The organism is Rhodoplanes sp. Z2-YC6860 (genome assembly GCF_001579845.1).
GTDB lineage: Bacteria > Pseudomonadota > Alphaproteobacteria > Rhizobiales > Xanthobacteraceae > Z2-YC6860.
Genome location: NZ_CP007440.1, coordinates 5003493 through 5024122, shown reverse-complemented (window position 1 = coordinate 5024122; position 20630 = coordinate 5003493). Strand labels below are relative to the sequence as shown.

The 20630-nt window shown below is 64.3% G+C and carries 20 protein-coding genes; 14 read left to right on the top strand and 6 right to left on the bottom strand.

Annotated elements, in window-relative coordinates; genetic code table 11:
* Nucleotides 1-88 precede the first annotated feature (88 nt).
* Nucleotides 89-559: a thioredoxin-dependent thiol peroxidase gene (gene bcp, locus RHPLAN_RS23545; RefSeq protein ID WP_068022786.1), complete on the bottom strand. Its 471-nt coding sequence runs from the start codon at nucleotides 557-559 to the stop codon at nucleotides 89-91.
* A gap of 207 nt (nucleotides 560-766) precedes the next feature.
* Here bcp and RHPLAN_RS23540 point away from each other — a divergent pair, with 207 nt between their 5' ends.
* A complete protein-coding gene (locus RHPLAN_RS23540; protein WP_068022784.1) occupies nucleotides 767-4459 on the top strand; it encodes an AsmA-like C-terminal region-containing protein in 3693 nt (1230 codons plus the stop codon).
* 104 nt (nucleotides 4460-4563) lie between these two features.
* On the opposite strand, the gene RHPLAN_RS23535 is transcribed toward RHPLAN_RS23540, so the two are convergent.
* Together RHPLAN_RS23535 and tyrS are read right to left on the bottom strand one after the other, a co-directional pair.
* The gene (locus RHPLAN_RS23535; protein ID WP_084245410.1) at nucleotides 4564-5418 is read right to left on the bottom strand and encodes a DMT family transporter; all 855 of its coding nucleotides are present in this window, start codon (nucleotides 5416-5418) and stop codon (nucleotides 4564-4566) included.
* A 106-nt stretch (nucleotides 5419-5524) separates the two neighbouring features.
* The gene (tyrS, locus tag RHPLAN_RS23530; RefSeq protein ID WP_068022780.1) at nucleotides 5525-6775 is read right to left on the bottom strand and encodes a tyrosine--tRNA ligase; all 1251 of its coding nucleotides are present in this window, start codon (nucleotides 6773-6775) and stop codon (nucleotides 5525-5527) included.
* Nucleotides 6776-6984: 209 nt separating this feature from the next.
* Here tyrS and RHPLAN_RS23525 point away from each other — a divergent pair, with 209 nt between their 5' ends.
* Nucleotides 6985-7995, top strand: a complete 1011-nt coding sequence (locus RHPLAN_RS23525; protein WP_068022777.1) for a Bug family tripartite tricarboxylate transporter substrate binding protein — start codon at nucleotides 6985-6987, stop codon at nucleotides 7993-7995.
* A gap of 15 nt (nucleotides 7996-8010) precedes the next feature.
* Here the strand turns inward: RHPLAN_RS23525 and RHPLAN_RS23520 are convergent, their stop codons facing one another.
* Nucleotides 8011-8673: an alpha/beta hydrolase gene (locus RHPLAN_RS23520; protein ID WP_068022775.1), complete on the bottom strand. Its 663-nt coding sequence runs from the start codon at nucleotides 8671-8673 to the stop codon at nucleotides 8011-8013.
* Between the two features lie 280 nt (nucleotides 8674-8953).
* On the opposite strand from RHPLAN_RS23520, the gene RHPLAN_RS23515 reads away from it, so the two are divergent.
* The 9 genes from RHPLAN_RS23515 (at nucleotide 8954) to RHPLAN_RS23475 (ending at nucleotide 16773) form a co-directional block, all read left to right on the top strand.
* The gene (locus tag RHPLAN_RS23515) at nucleotides 8954-10090 is read left to right on the top strand and encodes a cysteine desulfurase family protein (protein WP_068022772.1); all 1137 of its coding nucleotides are present in this window, start codon (nucleotides 8954-8956) and stop codon (nucleotides 10088-10090) included.
* Nucleotides 10091-10173: 83 nt separating this feature from the next.
* Nucleotides 10174-11697 (top strand): Fe-S cluster assembly protein SufB, encoded by a 1524-nt coding sequence (sufB, locus tag RHPLAN_RS23510; RefSeq protein WP_068022770.1) that lies wholly within the window; start codon nucleotides 10174-10176, stop codon nucleotides 11695-11697.
* A gap of 27 nt (nucleotides 11698-11724) precedes the next feature.
* Nucleotides 11725-12078 (top strand): hypothetical protein, encoded by a 354-nt coding sequence (locus RHPLAN_RS23505; protein WP_068022768.1) that lies wholly within the window; start codon nucleotides 11725-11727, stop codon nucleotides 12076-12078.
* 21 nt (nucleotides 12079-12099) lie between these two features.
* Entirely contained in the window at nucleotides 12100-12858 is a 759-nt protein-coding gene (gene sufC, locus RHPLAN_RS23500; RefSeq protein ID WP_068022765.1) for a Fe-S cluster assembly ATPase SufC, read from the top strand.
* Complete coding sequence (sufD, locus tag RHPLAN_RS23495) at nucleotides 12855-14186, top strand: Fe-S cluster assembly protein SufD (RefSeq protein WP_068022762.1); 1332 nt, start codon at nucleotides 12855-12857, stop codon at nucleotides 14184-14186. Before sufC ends, sufD begins: the two co-directional genes overlap by 4 nt.
* 3 nt (nucleotides 14187-14189) lie before the next feature.
* Nucleotides 14190-15446, top strand: a complete 1257-nt coding sequence (locus RHPLAN_RS23490; RefSeq protein WP_068022759.1) for a cysteine desulfurase — start codon at nucleotides 14190-14192, stop codon at nucleotides 15444-15446.
* Nucleotides 15443-15823 (top strand): SUF system Fe-S cluster assembly protein, encoded by a 381-nt coding sequence (locus RHPLAN_RS23485; RefSeq protein WP_068022757.1) that lies wholly within the window; start codon nucleotides 15443-15445, stop codon nucleotides 15821-15823. The genes RHPLAN_RS23490 and RHPLAN_RS23485 overlap by 4 nt, the downstream gene beginning before the upstream one ends.
* A gap of 121 nt (nucleotides 15824-15944) precedes the next feature.
* Nucleotides 15945-16322, top strand: a complete 378-nt coding sequence (locus tag RHPLAN_RS23480; RefSeq protein ID WP_068031722.1) for a HesB/IscA family protein — start codon at nucleotides 15945-15947, stop codon at nucleotides 16320-16322.
* Between the two features lie 25 nt (nucleotides 16323-16347).
* The gene (locus tag RHPLAN_RS23475) at nucleotides 16348-16773 is read left to right on the top strand and encodes a TfoX/Sxy family protein (RefSeq protein WP_237179902.1); all 426 of its coding nucleotides are present in this window, start codon (nucleotides 16348-16350) and stop codon (nucleotides 16771-16773) included.
* A gap of 5 nt (nucleotides 16774-16778) precedes the next feature.
* On the opposite strand, the gene RHPLAN_RS23470 is transcribed toward RHPLAN_RS23475, so the two are convergent.
* The gene (locus RHPLAN_RS23470; RefSeq protein ID WP_068022756.1) at nucleotides 16779-17459 is read right to left on the bottom strand and encodes a haloacid dehalogenase type II; all 681 of its coding nucleotides are present in this window, start codon (nucleotides 17457-17459) and stop codon (nucleotides 16779-16781) included.
* A gap of 29 nt (nucleotides 17460-17488) precedes the next feature.
* Nucleotides 17489-18121, bottom strand: a complete 633-nt coding sequence (locus RHPLAN_RS23465; RefSeq protein WP_068022754.1) for a CGNR zinc finger domain-containing protein — start codon at nucleotides 18119-18121, stop codon at nucleotides 17489-17491.
* Nucleotides 18122-18253: 132 nt separating this feature from the next.
* Between RHPLAN_RS23465 and RHPLAN_RS23460 the strand changes: the two genes are divergently transcribed.
* From RHPLAN_RS23460 to RHPLAN_RS23450, 3 genes are read left to right on the top strand one after another with little or no spacing between them, the layout of a single operon-like run.
* Nucleotides 18254-18946: an alpha/beta fold hydrolase gene (locus RHPLAN_RS23460; protein WP_068022751.1), complete on the top strand. Its 693-nt coding sequence runs from the start codon at nucleotides 18254-18256 to the stop codon at nucleotides 18944-18946.
* A gap of 35 nt (nucleotides 18947-18981) precedes the next feature.
* Nucleotides 18982-19833, top strand: a complete 852-nt coding sequence (locus RHPLAN_RS23455) for an alpha/beta fold hydrolase (RefSeq protein ID WP_068022749.1) — start codon at nucleotides 18982-18984, stop codon at nucleotides 19831-19833.
* A 17-nt stretch (nucleotides 19834-19850) separates the two neighbouring features.
* Entirely contained in the window at nucleotides 19851-20621 is a 771-nt protein-coding gene (locus tag RHPLAN_RS23450; RefSeq protein ID WP_068022746.1) for an SDR family oxidoreductase, read from the top strand.
* Nucleotides 20622-20630: the final 9 nt, after the last annotated feature.

The following is a 20630-nucleotide window of genomic DNA, read 5'->3' as shown; positions in this document are numbered from 1 at the left end:
GTTAATATTTCCCCAAGGGAATCAGGAAAATCGGCACGGGCGGTAAACCAACCGTGCACCGCGCCTTTCCGTGCGTTTGGAGGGGGTTCTAGAGGGCCTTGGCGGCCACCAGCACCTCTTCGGCGTGACCCGCGACCTTCACCTTCTCCCAGATCTGGGCGATCTTGCCGTCAGGTCCGATCAGGTAGGTGTTGCGCAGGATGCCCATGTAGGTCCGGCCGTACATCGATTTCTCGGCCCAGACCCCGTAGGCATTGAGCATGTCGTGGGTCTCGTCGGAGGCAAGCGGGATCGCCAGGTCGTGCTTGGCCTTGAAGCGGTCCTGCTTTTTCACCGGATCGGCGGACACGCCCAGGACCGCCGTCTTGGCCCGGGCGAAGGCCGGAGCCAGCCGGGAAAAGTCCTTGGCCTCGATCGTGCAGCCGGGGGTGTCGGCTTTCGGATAGAAATACAGGACGAGCTTTTTGCCCTTGAAGTCGGCCAGCGAAACTTGGCCGCCCCCGTCGCGGGGGAGGCTGAAATCTGGGGCCTTGCGGCCCGCGGCAATCTTTGCGCTCATGAGGATACCTTGCGCCTTCCTTTCGTCGTTTTCACCGGTTCAATCTGATACGGGCATAGGGGCTTGAGGCACTGGTGGGACACGAGGATTTCGCAGGAAATCCTTGAGCCGCCATGGGAATCGGTTAGCCGGCAAGGCATGACACAGGCGGGCCCAAGGGCACGGGCTCCGAATCAATCCGGCGGACGAGGGGACGGCCGATCGGGCATGGCACGCAAGGATAGCAGTCCGCACATCGCGGCGCTCCAGGAAATGGAGGCGGCCCTCGATGAGCATCAGCGTACGCGGGTTCCGGCCGGCGTGAGCCGCCGCGCCCGAGTATGGCGGGGGCTGCGCCGTTTGGGCCTGCGCATGGCATATGGGCTGTCGCGGCTCGATCCATTCATTCTGTTCAGTCGCGAGCATCCAATCCTGCGCCGCGCCGCCATCGCGGCGGCGGTCGTGTTGACGGTGATTTTCACTGCCGGCGGACTGCTGTGGTGGCGATTGCTCAGCGGGCCGATTGCGCTCGATCTGGCCACGCCCTGGCTCACATCCGCGGTGGAGCAGAATTTCGGCAATCGCTATCGCATCGAGGTCGGTGGCACCGTGCTGGAACGCGACGCCCAGGGCCGCACCGCTCTCAGACTCCGCGACATCGTGTTGCGCGACACGACGGGCGCCTCGGTCGCAGTCGCCTCCAAGGCCGACATCGGCATTTCGGGGGCGAGCCTCCTGACCGGCAGCCCTCGCGTCGAGAGCTTCCGCCTGGTCGACGCCAATATGACGGTGCGCATCGACCCTGATGGGAAGATCAACGTCATCCTCGGCGGCGAGCGGCCGTTCAGCACCATTGCGCCGACGCCCGACGCGGCGCCGCAGGCGATGACAGCACCGTCGGCCGCCTCGCCGCGCGCCGAAACCCGTAGCGTTCCGGCGGCCCCGCCCAAGCCGGGCGACTTCACGTTGAAGACGATGGCCGAGCGTGGGCTTGCAGCCAACTTCACCGATCTCGTGCAGTGGGTCGACCGGCTTGGCGTGTTCGGCCTCGACAGCGAGAAGGGCGGCTTCGATGGCAACGCGCTCACCGACATCGGTATCGCCAACGGCAGCCTTTCGATCGACGATCGCAGAGACGGTCACGAATGGAAGCTCAGTGAAATCACGCTCAATTTGTCCCGCCCCAAATCGGGCGGCGCGGTGCTCGCGGTGCTGTCGGACAACAAAGAGCGTCCCTGGGCGCTGAGCGCCGCGCTGACGCCGGGCTTGCAAGGCAACCGGCGCTTCCAGTTCGAAGCCCGCAAGGTGCTGCTCGACGATCTGTTGGCGCTGCGCATGGCCGAGATGCGGCTGCGTTCCGACACGCTGATCTCGGCCTCGATCGATTCAGAGATCAGCCGCGACGGCACGCCGCAGACCGTTTCAGGGTCGGTCCTGGCGCAGGGCGGCTCGATCGGCGATCCGGCGGAGCCCGAGCATCAGATCCCGATCACGACCGCAGAGTTTGGCGTCGATTGGGATATCACGCGGCGCACGCTTCGCGTGCCGTTCAAGGTCACCGCGGGCGCCGCGCGTTACACGCTGCGTTCGGAGTTTGCCGCTCCGGCGCAGCCCGGCGGTGCCTGGCCGTTTGCGATCGGCGGCGGCTGGGTCGTGCTGGATCCGCTGACGCCTGACGACGATCCGTTCGTGCTCAAGCGCGTGGTGATCCGCGGCAACATCGATCCCAACCTGCAGCGCATCACGCTCGAACACGGCGACCTCGGCACCAAGGAACTCGGCGGCGGCCAGAACGACGGCGTGACCGTCGCGGTTTCCGGCAAGCTCGACTATGCGGGCGAGCCCCGGTTCGCCATCGGTCTCGCCGGCACTCCGATGTCGGCTCAGGCGCTGAAGCGGCTGTGGCCGTCCATCCTCGCGCCGAAGGTGCGCGATTGGGTGGTCGAACATGTGGTCAGCGGCACCGTTGACCGGGTCGACATCGCCGCGAACGCACCGGTCTCGGTGTTTCGTCCCGGCACGCCGCCGCTGCCCGAGGAGGCGCTGTCGATCGAGATGGCCGGCTCCGGCATTACGCTGCGGCCAGTCGCGGGCCTGCCGGCCATTCGCGACGCCGATCTCAATGTCCGCGTCAATGGCCGCAGCGCGAAGGTGACGCTCGGCAAGGGCACCATTGACGTCTCGCCCGGGCGGCGCCTCACGATGTCATCTGGCGTCTTCGAGGTGCCGAACATCCGTACACCGTCGCCACCGGCACGGGTCGGCTTCCGCATGGAAGGTTCGGTGCCCGCGGCGGCGGAACTGCTCGCGCTGGATCGGTTGCGCGAATTCTCCGGCGCGCCGTTCGATCCCGCGGCCACCCGTGGAACGTTGACCGCGCAGATACAACTCGGGCTGCCGCTGCGGCCGGACCTGCCGCCCGGTTCGACCGATTATGACATCACGGTCGATCTGGCGAATTTCAGCGCCGACAAAATGGTGTTTGGCCAGAAGGCCGAGGCGCAGGCGCTGCACGTGACCGCCAACAACCAGTCTTACGAGATCAAGGGCGACATGCGCGTCGCCGGCGCCCCGGGCTATGTCGAATACCGCAAGCTCAAGGGCGAGCCCGATGCCGAAGTGCGGCTGCAGGCGACGCTCGACGAGGGCGCGCGGTCTCGGCTTGGCATGGATCTCGGCAACGCGCTCTCCGGCGCGCTGCCGATGCGGCTGACCGGGCGCGTCGGCCAGGACGACCAGGGCGGGCGCTACAACGTCGAAGCCGATCTCACCGCGACCAAGATCGACAATCTGCTGCCGGGCTGGGTCAAGCCTCCGGGCAAGCAGGCGCGGCTCGCCTTCACGCTGACCCGCAACAACGGCGCGATGCGGTTTGACGATCTTCTGATCGACGGCCAGGGCGTGCTGGCCAAGGGATCGCTGGAGCTCGACGGCAACGGCGACCTGCAATCCGCGAACCTGCCGGTTTTCGCGACCTCCGACGGCGACAAAGCCAGCGTCAAGGTCGACCGTAGCGCCGACGGCGCCTTGCGCGTCGTGGTGCGCGGCGACGTGTTCGACGGCCGCAACTTCATCAAGACCGCCATGGCTGGGCCTTCGGATCCGAAGGCCAAAGCGCGTTATCCCGATCTCGATCTCGACGTGAAGCTCGGCGTGATCGCCGGCCACTACGGCGAGACCGTTCGCGGCCTCGACTGGCGCATGTCGCGCCGCGGCGGCCGCGTCCGCACCTTCACGCTCAACGCCAAGATCGGCCGCGATACGCCGCTGATCGGCGAGATGCGCACCCGCGTCGCCAACGGCCGTCCGGTGATCTATTTCGAGACCAACGACGCCGGCGCGCTGTTCCGCTTCGTCGACGTTTATCCGCGCATGATCGGCGGCCGGATGTGGATCGGCATGGACCCGCCGTCGCAAGATGCCGCTCCGCAGGAGGGCATCATCAACGTTTCGAGCTTCGCGATCCGTGGCGAAGGCGCGCTCGATCGTGTCGTGGCCGGCCAGCAGAATGGCATACAGCATCCCGACAACATCGAGTTCGGTCAGGCGCGCGCCGATTTCACCCGCACGTCGGGCCGCATGATCATCAGGGACGGTGTGCTGAAGGGGCCGGTGCTGGGCGCCACCGTCGAAGGCGCCATCGACTACGCCCGCGATCAGGTGAACGTGCGCGGCACGCTGGTGCCGCTCTACGGCCTCAACAACATGTTCGGTCAGATTCCTGTGATCGGGACGCTGCTCGGCGGCGGCAGCAACGAAGGCATTTTCGGCATCACCTACGAGGTGACCGGTCCGACTGCAAATCCGCGTCCGATGGTCAATCCGATCTCGGCCATCGCGCCGGGCATCCTGCGCAAATTCTTCGATTTCCGCGAGATGCCGGATCGTGACCGCGCTTTCGCCGAACCATCGATGCGCTAGGGTCTGATTCAATGTCGTTGAATCAGACCTGTCGCTTGTTCTCTTGTTTGGGCATGATCTTCTCCGAAAACCGCTTCACACTTTTCGGGATCATGCCCTAACGTTCACTTTGCGCTCTTAGCCTTGCGCTGCACCAACACCACGCCGATCGCCGTCACGACAAAGCCCGCGATCTGGATCGCCGAGATGGTCTCGCCGAAAGCGAAATAGGCCATCGTCGCGGACACCGGCGGCACCAGATAGATCAGCGAACTCGCGCGCGCCGCTTCGCCGCGCTGGATGAGGAACAGGAGTGCCATCGTGGCGCCGACGGCGAGCGCTAGCACCGACCAGGCATAGACGGCGATCAGCACAGGCTGCCAATTTACGTCGCCATGCTCCAGCGCCAACGCGCCGATCAACGGCGGGATGAACGCACCGGCAAACAGCAGTGCGGTCCGGGTCCACGCGTCACCGGTGTGAGCGAAGCGTTTCTGATAGAGCGAGCCATAGGCCATCGAGGCCACGCCCGCGAAGGCCGCCGCGATCAGGCCGAGCGAAGCGCCCGCCGTGGCGGCAAGCTTCGGGCTCACCACCAACGCGACGCCGGCAAGGCCGATCGCGATCCCGGTCCACTGCAGGCCGCCGAGCATCTCACCCAGCATGAAGACGCCAAGCATAGCAACGATTGCGGGTTGAAGTCCGCCGATCAGCGCCCCGATCCCGGCCGGCAGACCGTGGTACACCGCCCAATAGAGGAGGCCGATCGAGAAGCCCTGCAGCAGCGCGCCGCTCCACAGCAGCCCCGCAATATCGGCGGGCTTGCGTGGCCAAGGGTGTCGAATGGCGATTGCGACCAGCACAACGAGGGCGCCGGCGTTACGGAGTGCAACGAAGGTCAACGGCTCGCTGGTGCGCTCGAAGGCGCGCGGCACGACGAAGCCCGAGGCCCAGCACGAACAGCACCGGGATGCTGGCAATCAGCCAGGAATGGCCGCTGCGAGCCTGCGGCGACGGCGAGATTTTCGAGGCGAGTTCCATGGCGCTGTCCTGGTGGACAACGCCCGAGTGCTGAGCTCGTTTCCGCTAGATCGGCTTGATGAGCACATGGCGCTTGCGGCCGAGCGACAGCTTGATCACGCCCTCCGGCGTGAGATTGCCGGCCGTGAGCATCATCTTCTCGTCGGTGACCGCGACGTCATTGACGCGAAGTCCGCCCCCCTTGATCTGGCGCCGCGCGTCGCCGTTCGAGCTTGCAAGACCGGCACGCACGAAGGCGCTGAGCACACCGAGGTTGGCCATCTCGGCGCTGGCGACTTCGATGGTCGGAAGGTTCTCTGCGAGCGTGCCTTCCTCGAAGGTCTGGCGTGCGGTGTTGGCCGCGTCATCAGCCGCCGAACGACCGTGCATCATTGCGGTCGCTTCGGTCGCGAGAACCTTCTTGGCTTCGTTGATCTCCGAACCTTGCAGCGCGGCAAGGCGGGCGATCTCGTTGAGAGGCAGCACAGTGAACAGCTTGAGGAAGCGCGCCACATCGCCGTCCTCGGTGTTGCGCCAGAACTGCCAGTATTGATACGGGCTCATCAGGTCGGCGTTGAGCCACACCGCGCCAGCCGCGGTCTTACCCATCTTTGCGCCGGAACTGGTGGTGATCAGCGGCGCGGTGAGCGCGAACAGCTGCGCCTCGCGCATCCTTCGGCCGAGATCGATGCCGTTGACGATGTTGCCCCACTGGTCGGAGCCGCCCATCTGCAGCACGCAGCCAGTGCGCTTATTCAGCTCGACGAAATCATAGGCCTGCAGGATCATGTAGTTGAATTCGAGGAATGACAGCTCCTGCTGACGGTCGATGCGCAGCTTCACCGAGTCGAAGGACAGCATGCGGTTGACCGAGAAGTGCCGGCCGACGTCGCGCAGGAAGTCGATGTAGTTGAGCGTGTTCAGCCAATCGGCATTGTTGGCCATGATGGCGTTGCCGCCCGCACCCTCGAACTTCAGGAACTTGGAGAAGGTCTGGCGGATGCTCGCAAGGTTGGCGTTGATCACCTCATCGGTCAGCACCCGGCGGGTTTCGTCCTTGCCGGATGGATCGCCAACCCGCGTGGTGCCGCCGCCCATCAGCGCGATCGGTCGGTGGCCGGTCTGCTGGAGCCAATGCAGCATCATGGTCGGCAGCAGATGGCCGATGTGCAGCGAGGGCGCCGTGCAGTCGTAGCCGATATAGGCGGTGATCGGCTGCGATTTCGCCAACTGGTCGAGCGCGTCCGGCTCGGAGACCTGGTGAATAAACCCACGCTCCGCCAGGACGTTGAGGAAATCGGACTTGTAGGCGCTCATCGGTGTGGTCCGGCTATGTCTGCTGCGCGGCTGGTGTAACAGGTCCGGCCTAGGATTCAACGGCTGGAACCGGGCGCTTTCCGCGGCTGTCCCAGCACCGGCCGGGTGCCCAGGCCGGCAGGCATGCCCCCCGATGCATGGTCGCCGCTGCGGTGGAACGGCCTTTGCATTTCGAGGCTCGACCGGAAATCCGAAAGTCGAGATATCACATGCAATCTGCCAATCGTTCGACCGCCAAGCTCCCCGTGCTCACCCGCCGTGCAGCGTGCCTTGGAATGGGCGCTGCACTGCTGTCGCCTTTGGCCGCTTCGGCATCCGACGGCACGTGGCCGACGCGTGCCGTCACCGTGGTGGTGCCTTATGCGCCAGGCGGCAACACCGACATGATGGCGCGGCTCGCCTCGCAGTACATGTCCGAGAAACTCGGCCAACCTTTCGTGGTGGAGAACCGGGCCGGCGGTGGCGGATCGGTCGGAGCGGTGGCGGTCGCGAAGGCGCAACCCGACGGCTACACGCTCCTGTTCGGCGCTTCGACGCAGATCATCAACATCCCGATGCTGCAGAAGGTGAGCTACGATCCCGAGAAGGAGCTCATGCCGATCAGCATCTTCGGCGCGGGCCCTTATCTGCTCGGCATCAAGGCATCGCTGCCGGTGAACACGCTCGCCGAGTTCATCGCTTACGTGAAAGCCAATCCGGGCAAGCTGAACTATTCGACCGCCGGCGTCGGCGGCAATGTGCACCTCAACACCGCGTTGTTCATCTCACGGGCCGGCCTCGACATGGTGGCCGTGCCCTACAAGAGCGGCGCGCCGGCGATGGCTGCGCTGGTCGCGGGCGAGGTCGAGATGTATTTCGGCAATGCGTCTGAATTGATGCAGCAAGCCGACAGCAAGCTGATCAAGATTCTCGCCGTGTCGACCTTGCAGCGGCTGCCGCAACTCCCCAATGTGCCGACAGTGGCAGAGAGCTATCCAGGCTTCGACACATCGTCATGGAACGGCTTCTTCGCACCGACCGGCACATCGCAGCAGATCGTCGATATCGTGGCGCGTGAGACAACAGCCGCGGCCAAGGAGCCAGCGATCGTCGAGCGGCTGAACAATCTTGCGATTCTGCCGTTCGGTACGACACCGGGCGAATTTCGCAACGTGATCGCGTCGTCGCGTGTCGCCAACCGTCAGGCCATGAAGGCGGCGGGCCTGCCGATCATCGAATAGCCTTGGCGCAACGCCTCAGGTCGTCTCGACCTTGCGCTCGATGTTCAGGCGCTTGTCGAGATATTCGCTGACCGACTGCATCAGCGGTTCGACGCGGCTGTCGAAGAAGTGGTTGGCGCCGGGGATCACCTTCTGCTCGATGACGATGCCCTTTTGCGTCTTGAGCTTCTCGACGAGGCCGGTGACGTCCTTGTGCGGGACCACGGCGTCCTTGTCGCCGTGCACGATCAGGCCGGACGACGGGCAGGGGGCGAGGAACGAGAAGTCATAAAGGTTGGCGGGCGGCGCGATCGAGATGAAGCCCTCGATCTCGGGCCGCCGCATCAGGAGCTGCATGCCGATCCAGGCGCCGAACGAGAAGCCCGCGATCCAGCACGAGCGCGCCTCGGGGTTGATCGACTGCGCCCAGTCGAGCGCCGACGCCGCGTCCGACAATTCGCCCTGACCGTGGTCGAACGAGCCTTGGCTGCGTCCGACACCGCGGAAGTTGAAGCGGATGGCGGCGAATCCGCGATGCACGAAGGCGTAGTAGAGTTGGTAGATGATCTGATGGTTCATCGTACCGCCGAACTGCGGATGCGGATGCAGCACGATGGCGATCGGCGCATTCTTCTTCGGGGCCGGGTGATAGCGGGCTTCGATACGGCCGGCGGGTCCGGTGAAGATGACCTCGGGCATGGCAAACCTCGATCCGCGCTGGTCCGGCGGCGGCACTTGGGCCGCGCTCGGATGTGACTTCAGGGCGCGCGCTTGACGCCGGTGGCGTGCGCACGTAACTCACCGAAACTATTGCTGAAACTCGGGGCGTTTCGCTGTTCGGCGCACCGGGCGGAAGGATAACCGCCCAGTCGGGCGGCGGGTTCTAACACGATCCAGGGTGCAAAAAGCAAGTAAAATGAGCGCGGTCAGGGACTTGGCTCCTGCGGCTCATCAGACACGACGTTAGGAACTCCGATTGATGCCGAGCCACGCTTACTTCGACTGGAACGCGACCGCGCCGCTCCGCCCGGAAGCGAAGGCCGCGGTCGTGGCTGCGCTTGAGGTGACCGGCAACCCATCGTCGGTCCACGCCGCAGGCCGGGCGGCGCGGCGGCTCGTTGAGGAGGCACGCGAGCAGGTCGCGGCCCTGGTCGGGGCGACGCCCCGCGAGGTGGTGTTCACGTCGGGCGGCACGGAGGCCAACGCACTGGCGCTATCGCCGGCACTGGGCGACACGCTGCTGGTTTCGACAATCGAGCATCCGTCGGTCCGAAGCGGCGGGCGGTTTGCCACGGTCGAGGATGTGCCCGTGACTGGCATTGGTGTGGTCGACCTCGCGGCGCTGGAAGGACTGTTGCAGGGCCGCAACCGGCCGCTGCTGTCCCTGATGCTCGCCAACAACGAAACCGGCGTCATCCAGCCGGTCGCGGAAGCCGCCGCCCTCATTCATGCTGCGGGAGGGCTCCTGCACGTCGACGCCGTCCAGGGACCGGGGCGGATTGCCTGCGACTTCAAGGCGCTGGGCGCCGATCTTATGACGCTGTCTTCGCACAAGATCGGTGGTCCGCAGGGGGCGGGCGCGCTGATTGTCCGCGACGATCTGGCGGTGGATGCGCTCCTGAAGGGCGGCGGCCAGGAGCGTGGGGCCCGGGCCGGCACCGAGAATGTGGCGGGCATCGCGGGCTTTGGCGCGGCCGCCGAGGCGGTCCGGCAGGGCTGGGCGGCCGAGGCTGCCCGCATGGCGGCCTTGCGCGACGAAATCGAGGCCGGAATCAAGGCCGTGGTGCCGAAGGCCGTGATCTTTGGCGCCGAAGCCCCCAGGCTCCCCAACACCACTCTGTTTTCGGCGCCGGGTATGAAGGCCGAAACCGCTGTGATCGCCTTCGATCTGGAAGGCGTCGCGGTCTCGTCCGGCTCGGCCTGTTCATCCGGAAAGGTCGCCCCGTCGCACGTTTTGGCCGCCATGGGTGTCGAACCGGAGTTTGCGCGTGGCGCAATCCGGGTAAGTCTCGGGTATGCAACCTCCGGTGAGCATGTTGGGACCATTCTAAATGCTTGGGAGAAACTCGCGAACCGCCTATATAAGGCGGGAAACCATCAGGAAATCGCCGCCTAAGGCGGGGGTCGCCAACCGGAAAACGAACCGACCATAACCGACAATCCAACCCACGGGCCTTGACCCCGTGAGCGGAGGGAAAAGTGCCGGCAGTGCAAGAGACGATCGAGCGGGTTCGCCGCATCGACGTCGACCAATACAAGTACGGATTCGTCACAGACATCGAATCCGACAAGGCCCCCAAGGGCCTGTCCGAAGATATCGTCCGTTTCATCTCGGCCAAAAAGAATGAGCCAGAGTGGATGCTGGCGTGGCGGCTCGACGCCTATCGCCGCTGGCTCACCATGAAGGAGCCGACCTGGGCGCGGGTCCACTACAACAAGATCGACTATCAGGACCTCTATTATTATGCGGCGCCGAAAAAGAAGGCCGGTCCGAAGTCGCTAGACGAGATCGACCCGGAAATCCTCAAGACCTACGAGAAGCTCGGCATTCCGCTCCGCGAGCAGAAGATTCTGGCCGGCGTGGTCGAAGAGCCGGCTGACGGCCAAGATTCCGAGGGAGCGCCTGCGAATGGCAACGGCGCCCGCAAGGTCGCGGTCGATGCCGTGTTCGACTCGGTTTCGGTCGCAACCACGTTCCAGGCGGAGCTGAAGAAGGCCGGCGTGATTTTCATGCCGATCTCCGAGGCGCTCCGCGAACACCCCGATCTGGTGAAGAAGTACATCGGCACCGTGGTGCCGGCCTCGGACAACTTCTTTGCCACGCTCAACTCCGCGGTGTTCTCCGACGGCTCGTTCGTCTACGTGCCGCCGGGCGTGCGTTGCCCGATGGAACTGTCGACCTATTTCCGCATCAACGAGAAGAACACCGGCCAGTTCGAGCGCACGCTGATCATCGCCGACAAGGGCTCGTACGTAAGCTATCTGGAAGGCTGCACCGCGCCGCAGCGCGACGAGAACCAGCTTCACGCCGCGGTGGTTGAGCTCGTCGCGCTCGACGACGCCGAGATCAAATACTCGACCGTGCAGAACTGGTATCCGGGCGACGCCGAGGGCAAGGGCGGCGTCTACAACTTCGTCACCAAGCGCGGCGACTGCCGCGGCGCGAACTCGAAGATCTCCTGGACCCAGGTCGAGACCGGTTCGGCGATCACCTGGAAGTATCCGAGCTGCATCCTGCGCGGCGACAACTCTCGCGGCGAGTTCTACTCGATCGCGATCAGCAATGGCCGCCAGCAGGTCGACAGCGGCACCAAGATGCTGCATCTCGGCCGCAACACCACGAGCCGGATCATCTCGAAGGGCATCTCGGCGGGCAAGTCGAACAACACCTATCGCGGGCAAGTGATGGCGCACCGTCGCGCCAAGGGCGCGCGCAACTTCACCAATTGCGACTCGTTGCTCATCGGCGACCAGTGCGGCGCGCACACCGTGCCCTATATCGAGGCGAAGAACTCCTCGGCGGTGATCGAGCACGAGGCCACCACCTCGAAGATCTCCGAAGAGATGCTGTTCTACTGCCGCCAGCGTGGGCTTTCCGCCGAGGAAGCGGTGGCGCTGGTGGTCAACGGCTTCGTCAAGGACGTGCTCCAGCAGCTGCCGATGGAGTTCGCGGTCGAGGCGCAGAAGCTCATCTCGATCAGCCTCGAAGGCTCGGTCGGTTAGGCGCGATGTCGGGTCGGGGACGGTTCGATGTCGGCGCTCGATAAAGCGGTCGCGGAGCTCGAGGCCAAGCGCGCCAAGGACGAGGACGCTCGTCGCGCCCGACAGGACGCGGCCAGCGCATTTCTGAAGGAGTTCTTCGAGGCCGATCTCGTGCCGTCCACGAAACTCAAGGACAACGGCGTGCAGGCGGTTTTCGACGGCAAAAGGATCCTTCTGCAGAGGCCCGAAGAAGGCGTCTACGCGGAAGGCATGATGATCGTGGTCGGCGAGCAGGGCGAGATCGATGTGAACGGGCGTTCGCTCGGTCCGGTCGGAACAGCCGACAAGGTGACGAAGAAGAATGAGCTGATTGTTGAGATCATCTCGCATTTCAGCTTGTAGGTAAGGATAAACGAAGTGCCGATGCTTGAAGTCAAAAATCTGCACGTCACGGTCGACGGCAAGCAGATCCTGAACGGTGTCAATCTCGCGGTGAACAAGGGCGAGGTGCACGCCATCATGGGCCCGAACGGATCGGGCAAATCCACGCTGTCCTACGTGATGGCCGGCAAGCCGGGCTATGAGGCGACCGAAGGCGAAATCCTGCTCGACGGCGAGAACCTGCTGGAGATGGAGGCCGACGAGCGCGCTGCGAAGGGCCTGTTCCTGGCGTTCCAGTATCCGCTGGAAATCCCCGGCGTCGCCACCATGACGTTCCTGCGCACTGCGCTGAACGCGCAGCGCAAGGCGCGCGGCGAGGCTGAGCTGTCGACACCCGAGTTCATGAAAAAGGTCCGCGACGCCGCGGCCAAGCTCGAGATCAATCCGGAGATGCTGCGCCGTGCCGTGAACGTCGGCTTCTCGGGCGGCGAGAAGAAGCGCAACGAGGTCCTGCAGATGGCGCTGCTTGCGCCGCGGCTCTGCGTGCTCGACGAGACCGACTCCGGCCTCGACATCGATGCGTTGAAAGTCGTTTCCGAAGGCGTCAACCGGCTGCGCTCGCCCGAGCGCGCCATGATTGTCATCACGCACTACCAGCGGCTGCTCGACCACATCGTGCCGGACGTGGTGCACGTGCTCTCGCGCGGTCGCATCGTGAAGACCGGCGGCAAGGAGCTGGCGCTGGAGCTCGAGGCGCGGGGCTACGCCGAATACCAGGATGAGGCCGCGCTCGCGTCATGAATGCCGAAGTCCTCTCCATGAAGACCGGTGCCGAGCTGGCGCTCGCGGACGCCTATGCGGCCGCGAAGGCCAGGCTTCCCGGCGACGGCAAGGTCGCCGCGCTCCGTGAGGCCGCATTCAAGCAATTCGACGCGGCGGGCCTGCCGAGCTGGCGTGTCGAGCAGTGGCACTACACCGACCTGCGTGGGCTTCTCCGCGAGGCGCGGCCGCTGGCCGGCGCGCCTGACGCGGCAGCGATGGCGCGCGCCAAGGATGCCGGACGTCTCGTCGGCGATATCGACGTGCAGCGCATCGTGTTCGTCGACGGCGCCTTTGCGCCGGAACTGTCGGACATGGACAAGCTCTCGCCTGGGCTGACCATCCGGCCGATGGGCGAGGCGCTCGCCGCAGGTGATCCGCTGATCGCTGCCAATCTTGGCAAGGTCGTGCCGGCCGAGCGTGAGGGCGTGATCGCGCTCAACACCGCGCTGATGCGCGACGGCGTGCTCATTCACGTCGCGAAGGGCGCGACGGTCGAGCATCCGATCCACCTCGTGTTCGCCGCGACCGGGGCCAAGCCATCGTCGGTGTTCACCCGGTCTCTGGTGGTGATCGAGCAGGGCGCTCGCGCCATGATCGTGGAGAGCCACGAAGCCACCGCGGCGCATCAGATCAACACCGCCATCGAACTCGTGGTCGGCGACAACGCCCATGTCGACCACATCAAGATCACGGCGGGGCCGGACGATCTCGTCCATGTGGCCTCGCTGATGGCTGCGGTCGGTGCACACGCGCGGCTCAACGACTTCACCTTCAACATCGGCGGCGGGCTTGTCCGCAACCAGCTGTTCGTTCGCTTCGATGGCGAGGGCACGGTGGCAAACCTCCGCGGCGCGAGCCTGCTCAAGGGCAAGCAGCACGCCGACACGACACTGCTCGCCGATCACAAGGCCAAGGGCTGCCAGAGCCGCGAGATGTTCGCCTCGGTGCTCGACGGCGACAGCCGTGGCGTGTTCCAGGGCAAGATCGTCGTGCAGCCGCGCGCCCAGCAGACCGACGCCAAGATGATGACGCGCTCGCTGCTGCTCTCGGAAACCGCCGAGGCCGATAGCAAGCCCGAGCTCGAAATCTTCGCCGACGACGTGCAGTGCGGCCACGGCGCCACGGCCGGCGCGCTCGACGAGGACCTCAAATTCTATCTGATGGCGCGCGGCATCCCCGAGACCGAAGCGGAGTCGCTTCTGGTCCAGGCCTTCATCGGCGAAGCCGTCGAAGGCATCGAGCATGCCGGTCTGCGCGACGCGCTGATGGAGCAGGTCGTGGCCTGGCTCCGGGCGCGAGGGACGTGAACCATGTCTTCCGAAGCATTGCATCCGGCAGTCAGCAACGGCGCTTATGACGTGAACCGCATCCGCGAGGATTTCCCGATCCTCGGCATGCAGGTCTATGGCAAGCCGCTCGTCTATCTCGACAACGCCGCGTCGGCGCAGAAGCCCAAGGCCGTGCTCGATCGCATCCAGCAGGCCTACACGTCCGAATACGCCAACGTGCATCGCGGGCTGCATTATCTCGCCAACGCTGCGACCGAGGGCTACGAGGGCGCGCGTGAGACGGTGCGGGCGTTCCTCAACGCCGCGCGGCCGGAAGAGATCATCTTCACCCGCAATGCCACCGAAGCCATCAATCTGGTCGCCTACACGTTCGCGAAAGAACGCGTGAAGGCCGGCGACGAGATCGTGCTTTCGATCATGGAGCACCATTCCAACGTGGTGCCGTGGCACTTTCTGCGCGAGCGGCAGGGCGCAGTGCTGAAGTGGGCGCCTGTCGACGAGGAGGGCAATTTCCTCATCGACGAGTTCGAGAAGCTCCTGAGCCCGCGCACCAAGCTGGTTGCGATCACCCACATGTCCAACATGCTCGGCACCGTGGTGCCAGTAAAGGACGTGGTGAAGCTCTGCAAGGCGCGCGGCATTCCGGTGCTGGTCGACGGCAGCCAGGGCGCGGTCCATCTCGACGTGGACGTGCAGGACATCGGTTGCGATTTTTACGTCTTCACCGGCCACAAGGTTTACGGCCCCTCGGGCATCGGCGCGCTGTACGGCCGCTACGATCTGCTGGCCGAGATGCCGCCGTTCAATGGTGGCGGCGAGATGATCCGCGACGTGTTCGAGGATCGTGTCACCTATGGCGATCCGCCGCACCGCTTCGAGGCCGGAACGCCCCCGATCGTGCAGGCGATCGGGCTCGGCGCCGCGATCGATTACATGAACTCGATCGGCAAGGCGCGCATTCGTGCTCACGAGCATGCGGTGTCGACCTACGCCCACGAGAAGCTTCGCGAGATCAACTCGATCAAGATTTTCGGCAACGCGAGGGACAAGGGTCCGATCCTGTCCTTCGAGATGAAGGGCGCGCATCCGCACGATGTTGCGACCATCATCGACCGCGCCGGCGTCGCGGTGCGGGCCGGCACGCATTGCGTGATGCCGCTGCTGCATCGTTACGGCGTGACGGCGACCTGCCGCGCGTCGTTCGGGCTCTACAACACCAAGGACGAGGTCGACAGCCTCGCCCGCGCGCTGGTTAAAGCGCAGGAGATATTCGCATGAGCGACGAACCGATCCGCCAACGCGAGGACGTCGAGATCGAGAGCAAGGCGACTTCGCTGCCCGAAGGCGAGCTTGCGCGCATGAGCGACGACATCGTCGCGGCGCTGAAGACCGTCTACGACCCGGAAATCCCGGCCGACATCTACGAGCTTGGCCTGATCTACCGGGTCGATATCGAAGACGACCGCTCGGTGAAGGTCGACATGACGCTGACCACGCCGAACTGCCCGTCGGCGGCGGAATTGCCGCAGATGGTCGAAAATGCCGTTGCGGCCGTGCCGGGCGTCAGCAGCGCCAAATGCAACGTGGTGTGGGATCCGCCGTGGGATCAGAGCCGGATGTCCGACGAAGCGCGGCTCGTTCTCAACATGTGGTGAGTTGCGCGACTCTCGAAGGCGACTTACATATATTGGGCAAGCGATTGATTGATTTGAGTTATTGCAATTCTCAAGTTTGGTACGAGATGTGCTTCGTGGCTTGAAGCAGGAGATGGATGTTATGGCCCGGCCAAGACCCCAGGTGATGCGCCTTTCCGAGGCCGCTGCTGCGCGGATCAAGGAACTGATGGCCAAGTCCGACCGCCCGATTGCAGGTCTCCGCGTCGGCGTGAAGAACGGCGGCTGCGCCGGCATGGAATACACCATGGAATATATCGAGCAGATCGCACCCGCCGACGAAGTGGTCGAGGACAAGGGTGTCAAGCTCGTGGTCGATCCCAAGGCAGTGTTGTTCCTGCTCGGCACCGAGATGGATTGGAAGGTCGGCAAGCTGTCGTCGCAGTTCGTGTTCAACAATCCGAACCAGACCTCGGCCTGCGGTTGCGGCGAGTCCGTGCTGCTGACACCGGCCAAGCCCGAGGGCGCCGAGGCGCATTAGCCAGCGTGGCCAGTCGAGCGGAGTCGTGAGCGGCGCCGATTCCGAATACCTCGCTGAATTGTTCGCCGGCTTTGGGCCGGTCTCGGTGCGCCGTATGTTCAGCGGTGCCGGCGTCTTTGCCGACGGGCTGATGATCGCGCTCGTGGTCGATGGCGTGATCTTTCTCAAGGCCGACGAAGAGACCATCCCTCAGTTCGAAGGCGAGGGACAGTCGCCGTTCAGCTACCAGCGCAAGGGCGGCCGGCGCACCATCATGTCGTACTGGCGGATGCCGGAGCGGCTGTACGACGATCCCGACGAGCTTGCGGTTTGGGCGCGCCGTTCGATGGCGGTGGCGCAGCGAAGCGGCGCGAAGGCCAGGCGGCCGAAATCCATTCTCAAGAAACCAGCTCTCAAGAAGAAATCGGCCGCTAAAAAGTCAGCCAGGAAACCAACTCGGAAACGGCGATAACGTTTCTACGTTCCGTGTCGCGCGATGAGTTGCCGGGCAACGTCATTGAGGTCGTTGCCGATAATCTGTGGCTGCGGGCCCACGCCCAGGACATCGTTGCCGACGCGTTTGATCAGCGCAGCCTCCCAGCCCGCCGCGACGGCGCCCAGGGTGTCCCAGGTGTGGCAGGCGATGAGGCAGAACTCCGAAGGCTTGGCTCCGAGTTCTTTCTCGACGTAAGCGTAAGCCTCACGCGACGGCTTGTGGTGCTTTACGCCATCCGCGCTGAAACGCCGTTCGAACAGATCGACGATGCCGCCATGCTCGAGCTGGCGGGTTTGCACTTCCAGCAGATTGTCGGTGAGGGTGAAGAGGCGGAAACCAGCATCACGCAGCCTGCGAAGCGCCGCCGGCACCTCGGGATGCGGCGGCATCGTCGAGAATTTATCCGTCAGCTCCTTCTTGTCCGTGTCTCCGATTCTGATGCCGCGTGTGTCCGCCAGCATTTTCATCACCGCGGCTCCGATATCGGTGAAGGGCACGTAGCAGCCGGCCACGGTCAGCGCCGCCGAATACATGATGAAGTTGGCAAACCACAAGCGCATCGCGCTTTTCTCGCCGAAGATGCGCTCGAAGATAGGCTCCATCGTTGCAAGATCGAGCAGTGTTTCGTTGACGTCGAAGACGATCAGGGGGAGGGCAGCCATGGTCTTGGACTCCTGGATGTTGTCGCCCCTCAGCCTGTCAGCGATTTATTTTTCAGTCGGTTGCGGTGCGCGGCCTGCTTCGCGCGATTGCCGCAGATCGCCATGCTGCACCATCGCCGCGCCCGCCGCCGCGTATGGTCCGCGAACATCAGCGTGCAGCCATATCCCTCGCACGCTTTGACGTGGGTGAAGTCTTCTTCGCAGACGAATTTCGCCAGCGCTTCGCCGATCGGCAGCAGCAGGGACTCCGGTGATCGCCAGCGCCGCACGACCTGCAGTTCGAGGCGATCGCCATCGCGGTGCCGATGCCGCAATATCCGGCTGAACGTCTCGTCGCGCTCCAGGAGCTCGTTCAGGGGGGCGAGTTCGCTGAGGGCCCTGGCGGTGAGCGGCCGGCCCATATGCTTACGGACAAAGCCACGGAACCACTCGCGCAGGGCGCGTGCCTGATCCGCCACCTTGTCCAACTCTCCCGGCATCGCACGTGCCTTCAATTCATCGAGTGCATCCGCCGGCACGAGCTTGGCCTGAGCCAGCCACTCCAACAGGCTGTCGCCGCTGTCGATCCAATCCACCGGCGTGTCGACTGGTGTCGCGACGGAGTTCAGGAAATCGAGGCCGAGCGCATCGGCCACGAAGATTGCAGGCGGTTTGTGTTCCAAAGGTCGGCCCCTAACACAAGCACGTAACCTGCCGGAAGACCGTTGACAAGTTATGGCTTCTCTGGTCATAACCTGTCAAAATGTATTTTGCAGGTTACTAAGGGGCGGCGTTCGAGATCGCGAGAGCTGCAAATGGCAATTAAGGACGTGAGCGTGGTGCTGGCCCATGGCGCCTGGGCGGATGGATCGAGCTGGGCGCGGGTCCTCACCGCTTTGAAGGCGGAAGGGGCGACGGTGTTGGCGGCGCCACTGCCGCTGACGTCTCTGGCCGACGACGTGGCCGCCCTCAACCGCAGCCTGGATCGGACCGAGGGCCCGATCGTGCTGGCGGGACATGCCTACGCCGGCGCGGTCATTGCGCTCGCGCGTCCCGCGCGCATCAAAGCGCTGGTCTACGTCACTGCGCTCGCGCCGGATCAGGGCGAGAAGGTCGCCGATGTGTTCTATCGCACAACGCCCCATCCACAGGCGCCGAAGCTTGCGCCGGACGGCAATGGGTTGATCTGGCTGCCCGAGAATGCCTTCGCGACGGCGTTTGCGCAGAACGCATCCGCCGAAGATCGCGCGGTGCTCGCGGCCGTGCAGCGGCCGATTTCGCTGAACTGCATCACCGTTCCGGTGGGGCGTCCGCTTTGGAAAGACGTCCCGAGCTGGTTTCTGGTTGCCGAGCACGACCGGATGATCGTGCCTGAGACACAGCGCTTTATGGCCGCGCGCATGAAGGCGACGGTGAAGGCGCATGACGTCGATCACACGCCGAGCGTCACCGCGCCCGCGGTGGTCGTCGACATCATCCGCGACGCGATCCGCGCGGTGACTGTTTGAGTAGTGAAAACCGGTTACGAACAGAGGAGAGGTCGATGGCTCCGATTCAATATCGAACAGCCGATGTCGATGGCTTCAGGATTTTCTATCGCGAGGCAGGGCAAGCCGGCGCACCGAAGCTTTTGCTTCTGCACGGCTTCCCGAGTGCGGGTCACATGTTCCGGGACCTGATCCCGCTCTTGGCCGACAGATTTCACATTGTCGCGCCGGACCTGCCGGGATTTGGCCAGTCCGATATGCCGCCGCGAGGGACATTCAATTACACGTTCGACAACATTGCCCGCACGATCGAGCGCTTGACCGAAGTCATCGGCTTCGACCGCTTCGCGGTCTACGTCTTCGACTACGGCGCGCCGACGGGTTTCAGGCTCGCCGTCCGTCATCCTGAACGGATCTCCGCGATCATTTCGCAGAACGGCAACGCGTATCTGGAAGGCTTGAGCGACGGTTGGAATCCGATCCGGGCGTATTGGAAGGAGCCATCCGAGGCAAATCGCAAGGCGCTCCGCGCTTTCCTGACGCCGGAAACCACGCGCTGGCAGTACACCCACGGCGTGTCCGATCCGACGCGCGTGTCGCCAGATGGCCAGAACCTCGACAATTTCTATTTGGCTCGACCCGGGGCGGACGAGGTGCAGCTCGATCTGTTCGGCGACTACAAGAGCAACATCGCGATGTATCCCGCATTCCAGGAGTACTTCCGCACTCACAAGCCGCCGTTTCTGGCGGTGTGGGGCAAGAACGATCCATTCTTCCTGCCGCCGGGCGCCGAGGCGTTCAAGCGCGACAATCCCAAAGCGGTCGTTCGCTTCTTCGACACAGGCCACTTTGCGCTCGAGACGCACGCCCGCGAAATCGCCGACAGCATTCGCGATTTCCTGAAGTGATCGAAGGAGCCCGGAATATGTCGAAATCCGTCGCGATCGTCACCGGCGCGAGCTCGGGTATCGGAAAGGCGACGGCGTTGCGGCTGGCGCGCGACTTCGGCGCCATTGTCCTTGTCGCCCGCAGCGGCGAGAAGCTGGCCATGGCTGGCCGGGAGGTCCAAGCGATCGGCGCCGAATCTCTCGCGCTCGAGGTCGACCTGATGGCACTAGGCGCGGCCGATGTCGTGGTTGCCGGCACGCTCGCGCGCTTTGGCCGCATCGACGCGCTGATCAATGTCGCCGGCGCCGTTGCCGGGCTCGACGTGTTTCAGATGAGCGATGAACAGTGGAATGCCGGCATGGAGCTCAAATTTCACGGCGCGCGCCGGCTGACCATTCGCGCCTGGGACGCGCTGATGCAGGCGAAGGGTGCCGTTGTGTTCATTTCAGGCAATGCGGCCGTCATTCCGAAGGCGGGTGCGGCGGCGGTTGGCGCGATCAACGCGGCCATCGAGGCGCTGGCCAAGGCTTTCGCGGAACGTGGCATTGAAGATGGCGTTCAGGTGAACAGTGTTTCTCCGGGCGCAATCATGACGGGACGCCGGCTCGCCATGCTGGAGAAGGCGGCGGCCGCCAGGAAGATCACGCTCGACGATGCCAAGCAGCATTTCCTCAAGCAGGTCGGTATCAGCCGTTTCGGCGAAGCCGGAGAGATCGCGGACGTCATGGCGTTCGCCGTATCGCCGCAGGCACGCTGGATGACCGGCACGGTGCTTCGGATGGACGGCGGCGAGGTGAAATCGGTCTGAGAGATTCGA

Coding starts and splice junctions, on each gene's coding strand:
- sufC (WP_068022765.1), top strand. CDS start 12,100: ATGCTTGAAGTCAAAAATCTGCACGTCACGGTCGACGGCAAGCAGATC.
- RHPLAN_RS23520 (WP_068022775.1), bottom strand. CDS start 8,673: ATGCCCGAGGTCATCTTCACCGGACCCGCCGGCCGTATCGAAGCCCGC.
- RHPLAN_RS23525 (WP_068022777.1), top strand. CDS start 6,985: ATGCAATCTGCCAATCGTTCGACCGCCAAGCTCCCCGTGCTCACCCGC.
- RHPLAN_RS23490 (WP_068022759.1), top strand. CDS start 14,190: ATGTCTTCCGAAGCATTGCATCCGGCAGTCAGCAACGGCGCTTATGAC.
- RHPLAN_RS23470 (WP_068022756.1), bottom strand. CDS start 17,459: ATGGCTGCCCTCCCCCTGATCGTCTTCGACGTCAACGAAACACTGCTC.
- RHPLAN_RS23505 (WP_068022768.1), top strand. CDS start 11,725: ATGTCGGCGCTCGATAAAGCGGTCGCGGAGCTCGAGGCCAAGCGCGCC.
- RHPLAN_RS23460 (WP_068022751.1), top strand. CDS start 18,254: ATGGCAATTAAGGACGTGAGCGTGGTGCTGGCCCATGGCGCCTGGGCG.
- RHPLAN_RS23515 (WP_068022772.1), top strand. CDS start 8,954: ATGCCGAGCCACGCTTACTTCGACTGGAACGCGACCGCGCCGCTCCGC.
- RHPLAN_RS23455 (WP_068022749.1), top strand. CDS start 18,982: ATGGCTCCGATTCAATATCGAACAGCCGATGTCGATGGCTTCAGGATT.
- RHPLAN_RS23450 (WP_068022746.1), top strand. CDS start 19,851: ATGTCGAAATCCGTCGCGATCGTCACCGGCGCGAGCTCGGGTATCGGA.
- tyrS (WP_068022780.1), bottom strand. CDS start 6,775: ATGAGCGCCTACAAGTCCGATTTCCTCAACGTCCTGGCGGAGCGTGGG.
- RHPLAN_RS23540 (WP_068022784.1), top strand. CDS start 767: ATGGCACGCAAGGATAGCAGTCCGCACATCGCGGCGCTCCAGGAAATG.
- RHPLAN_RS23485 (WP_068022757.1), top strand. CDS start 15,443: ATGAGCGACGAACCGATCCGCCAACGCGAGGACGTCGAGATCGAGAGC.
- RHPLAN_RS23480 (WP_068031722.1), top strand. CDS start 15,945: ATGGCCCGGCCAAGACCCCAGGTGATGCGCCTTTCCGAGGCCGCTGCT.
- bcp (WP_068022786.1), bottom strand. CDS start 559: ATGAGCGCAAAGATTGCCGCGGGCCGCAAGGCCCCAGATTTCAGCCTC.
- sufD (WP_068022762.1), top strand. CDS start 12,855: ATGAATGCCGAAGTCCTCTCCATGAAGACCGGTGCCGAGCTGGCGCTC.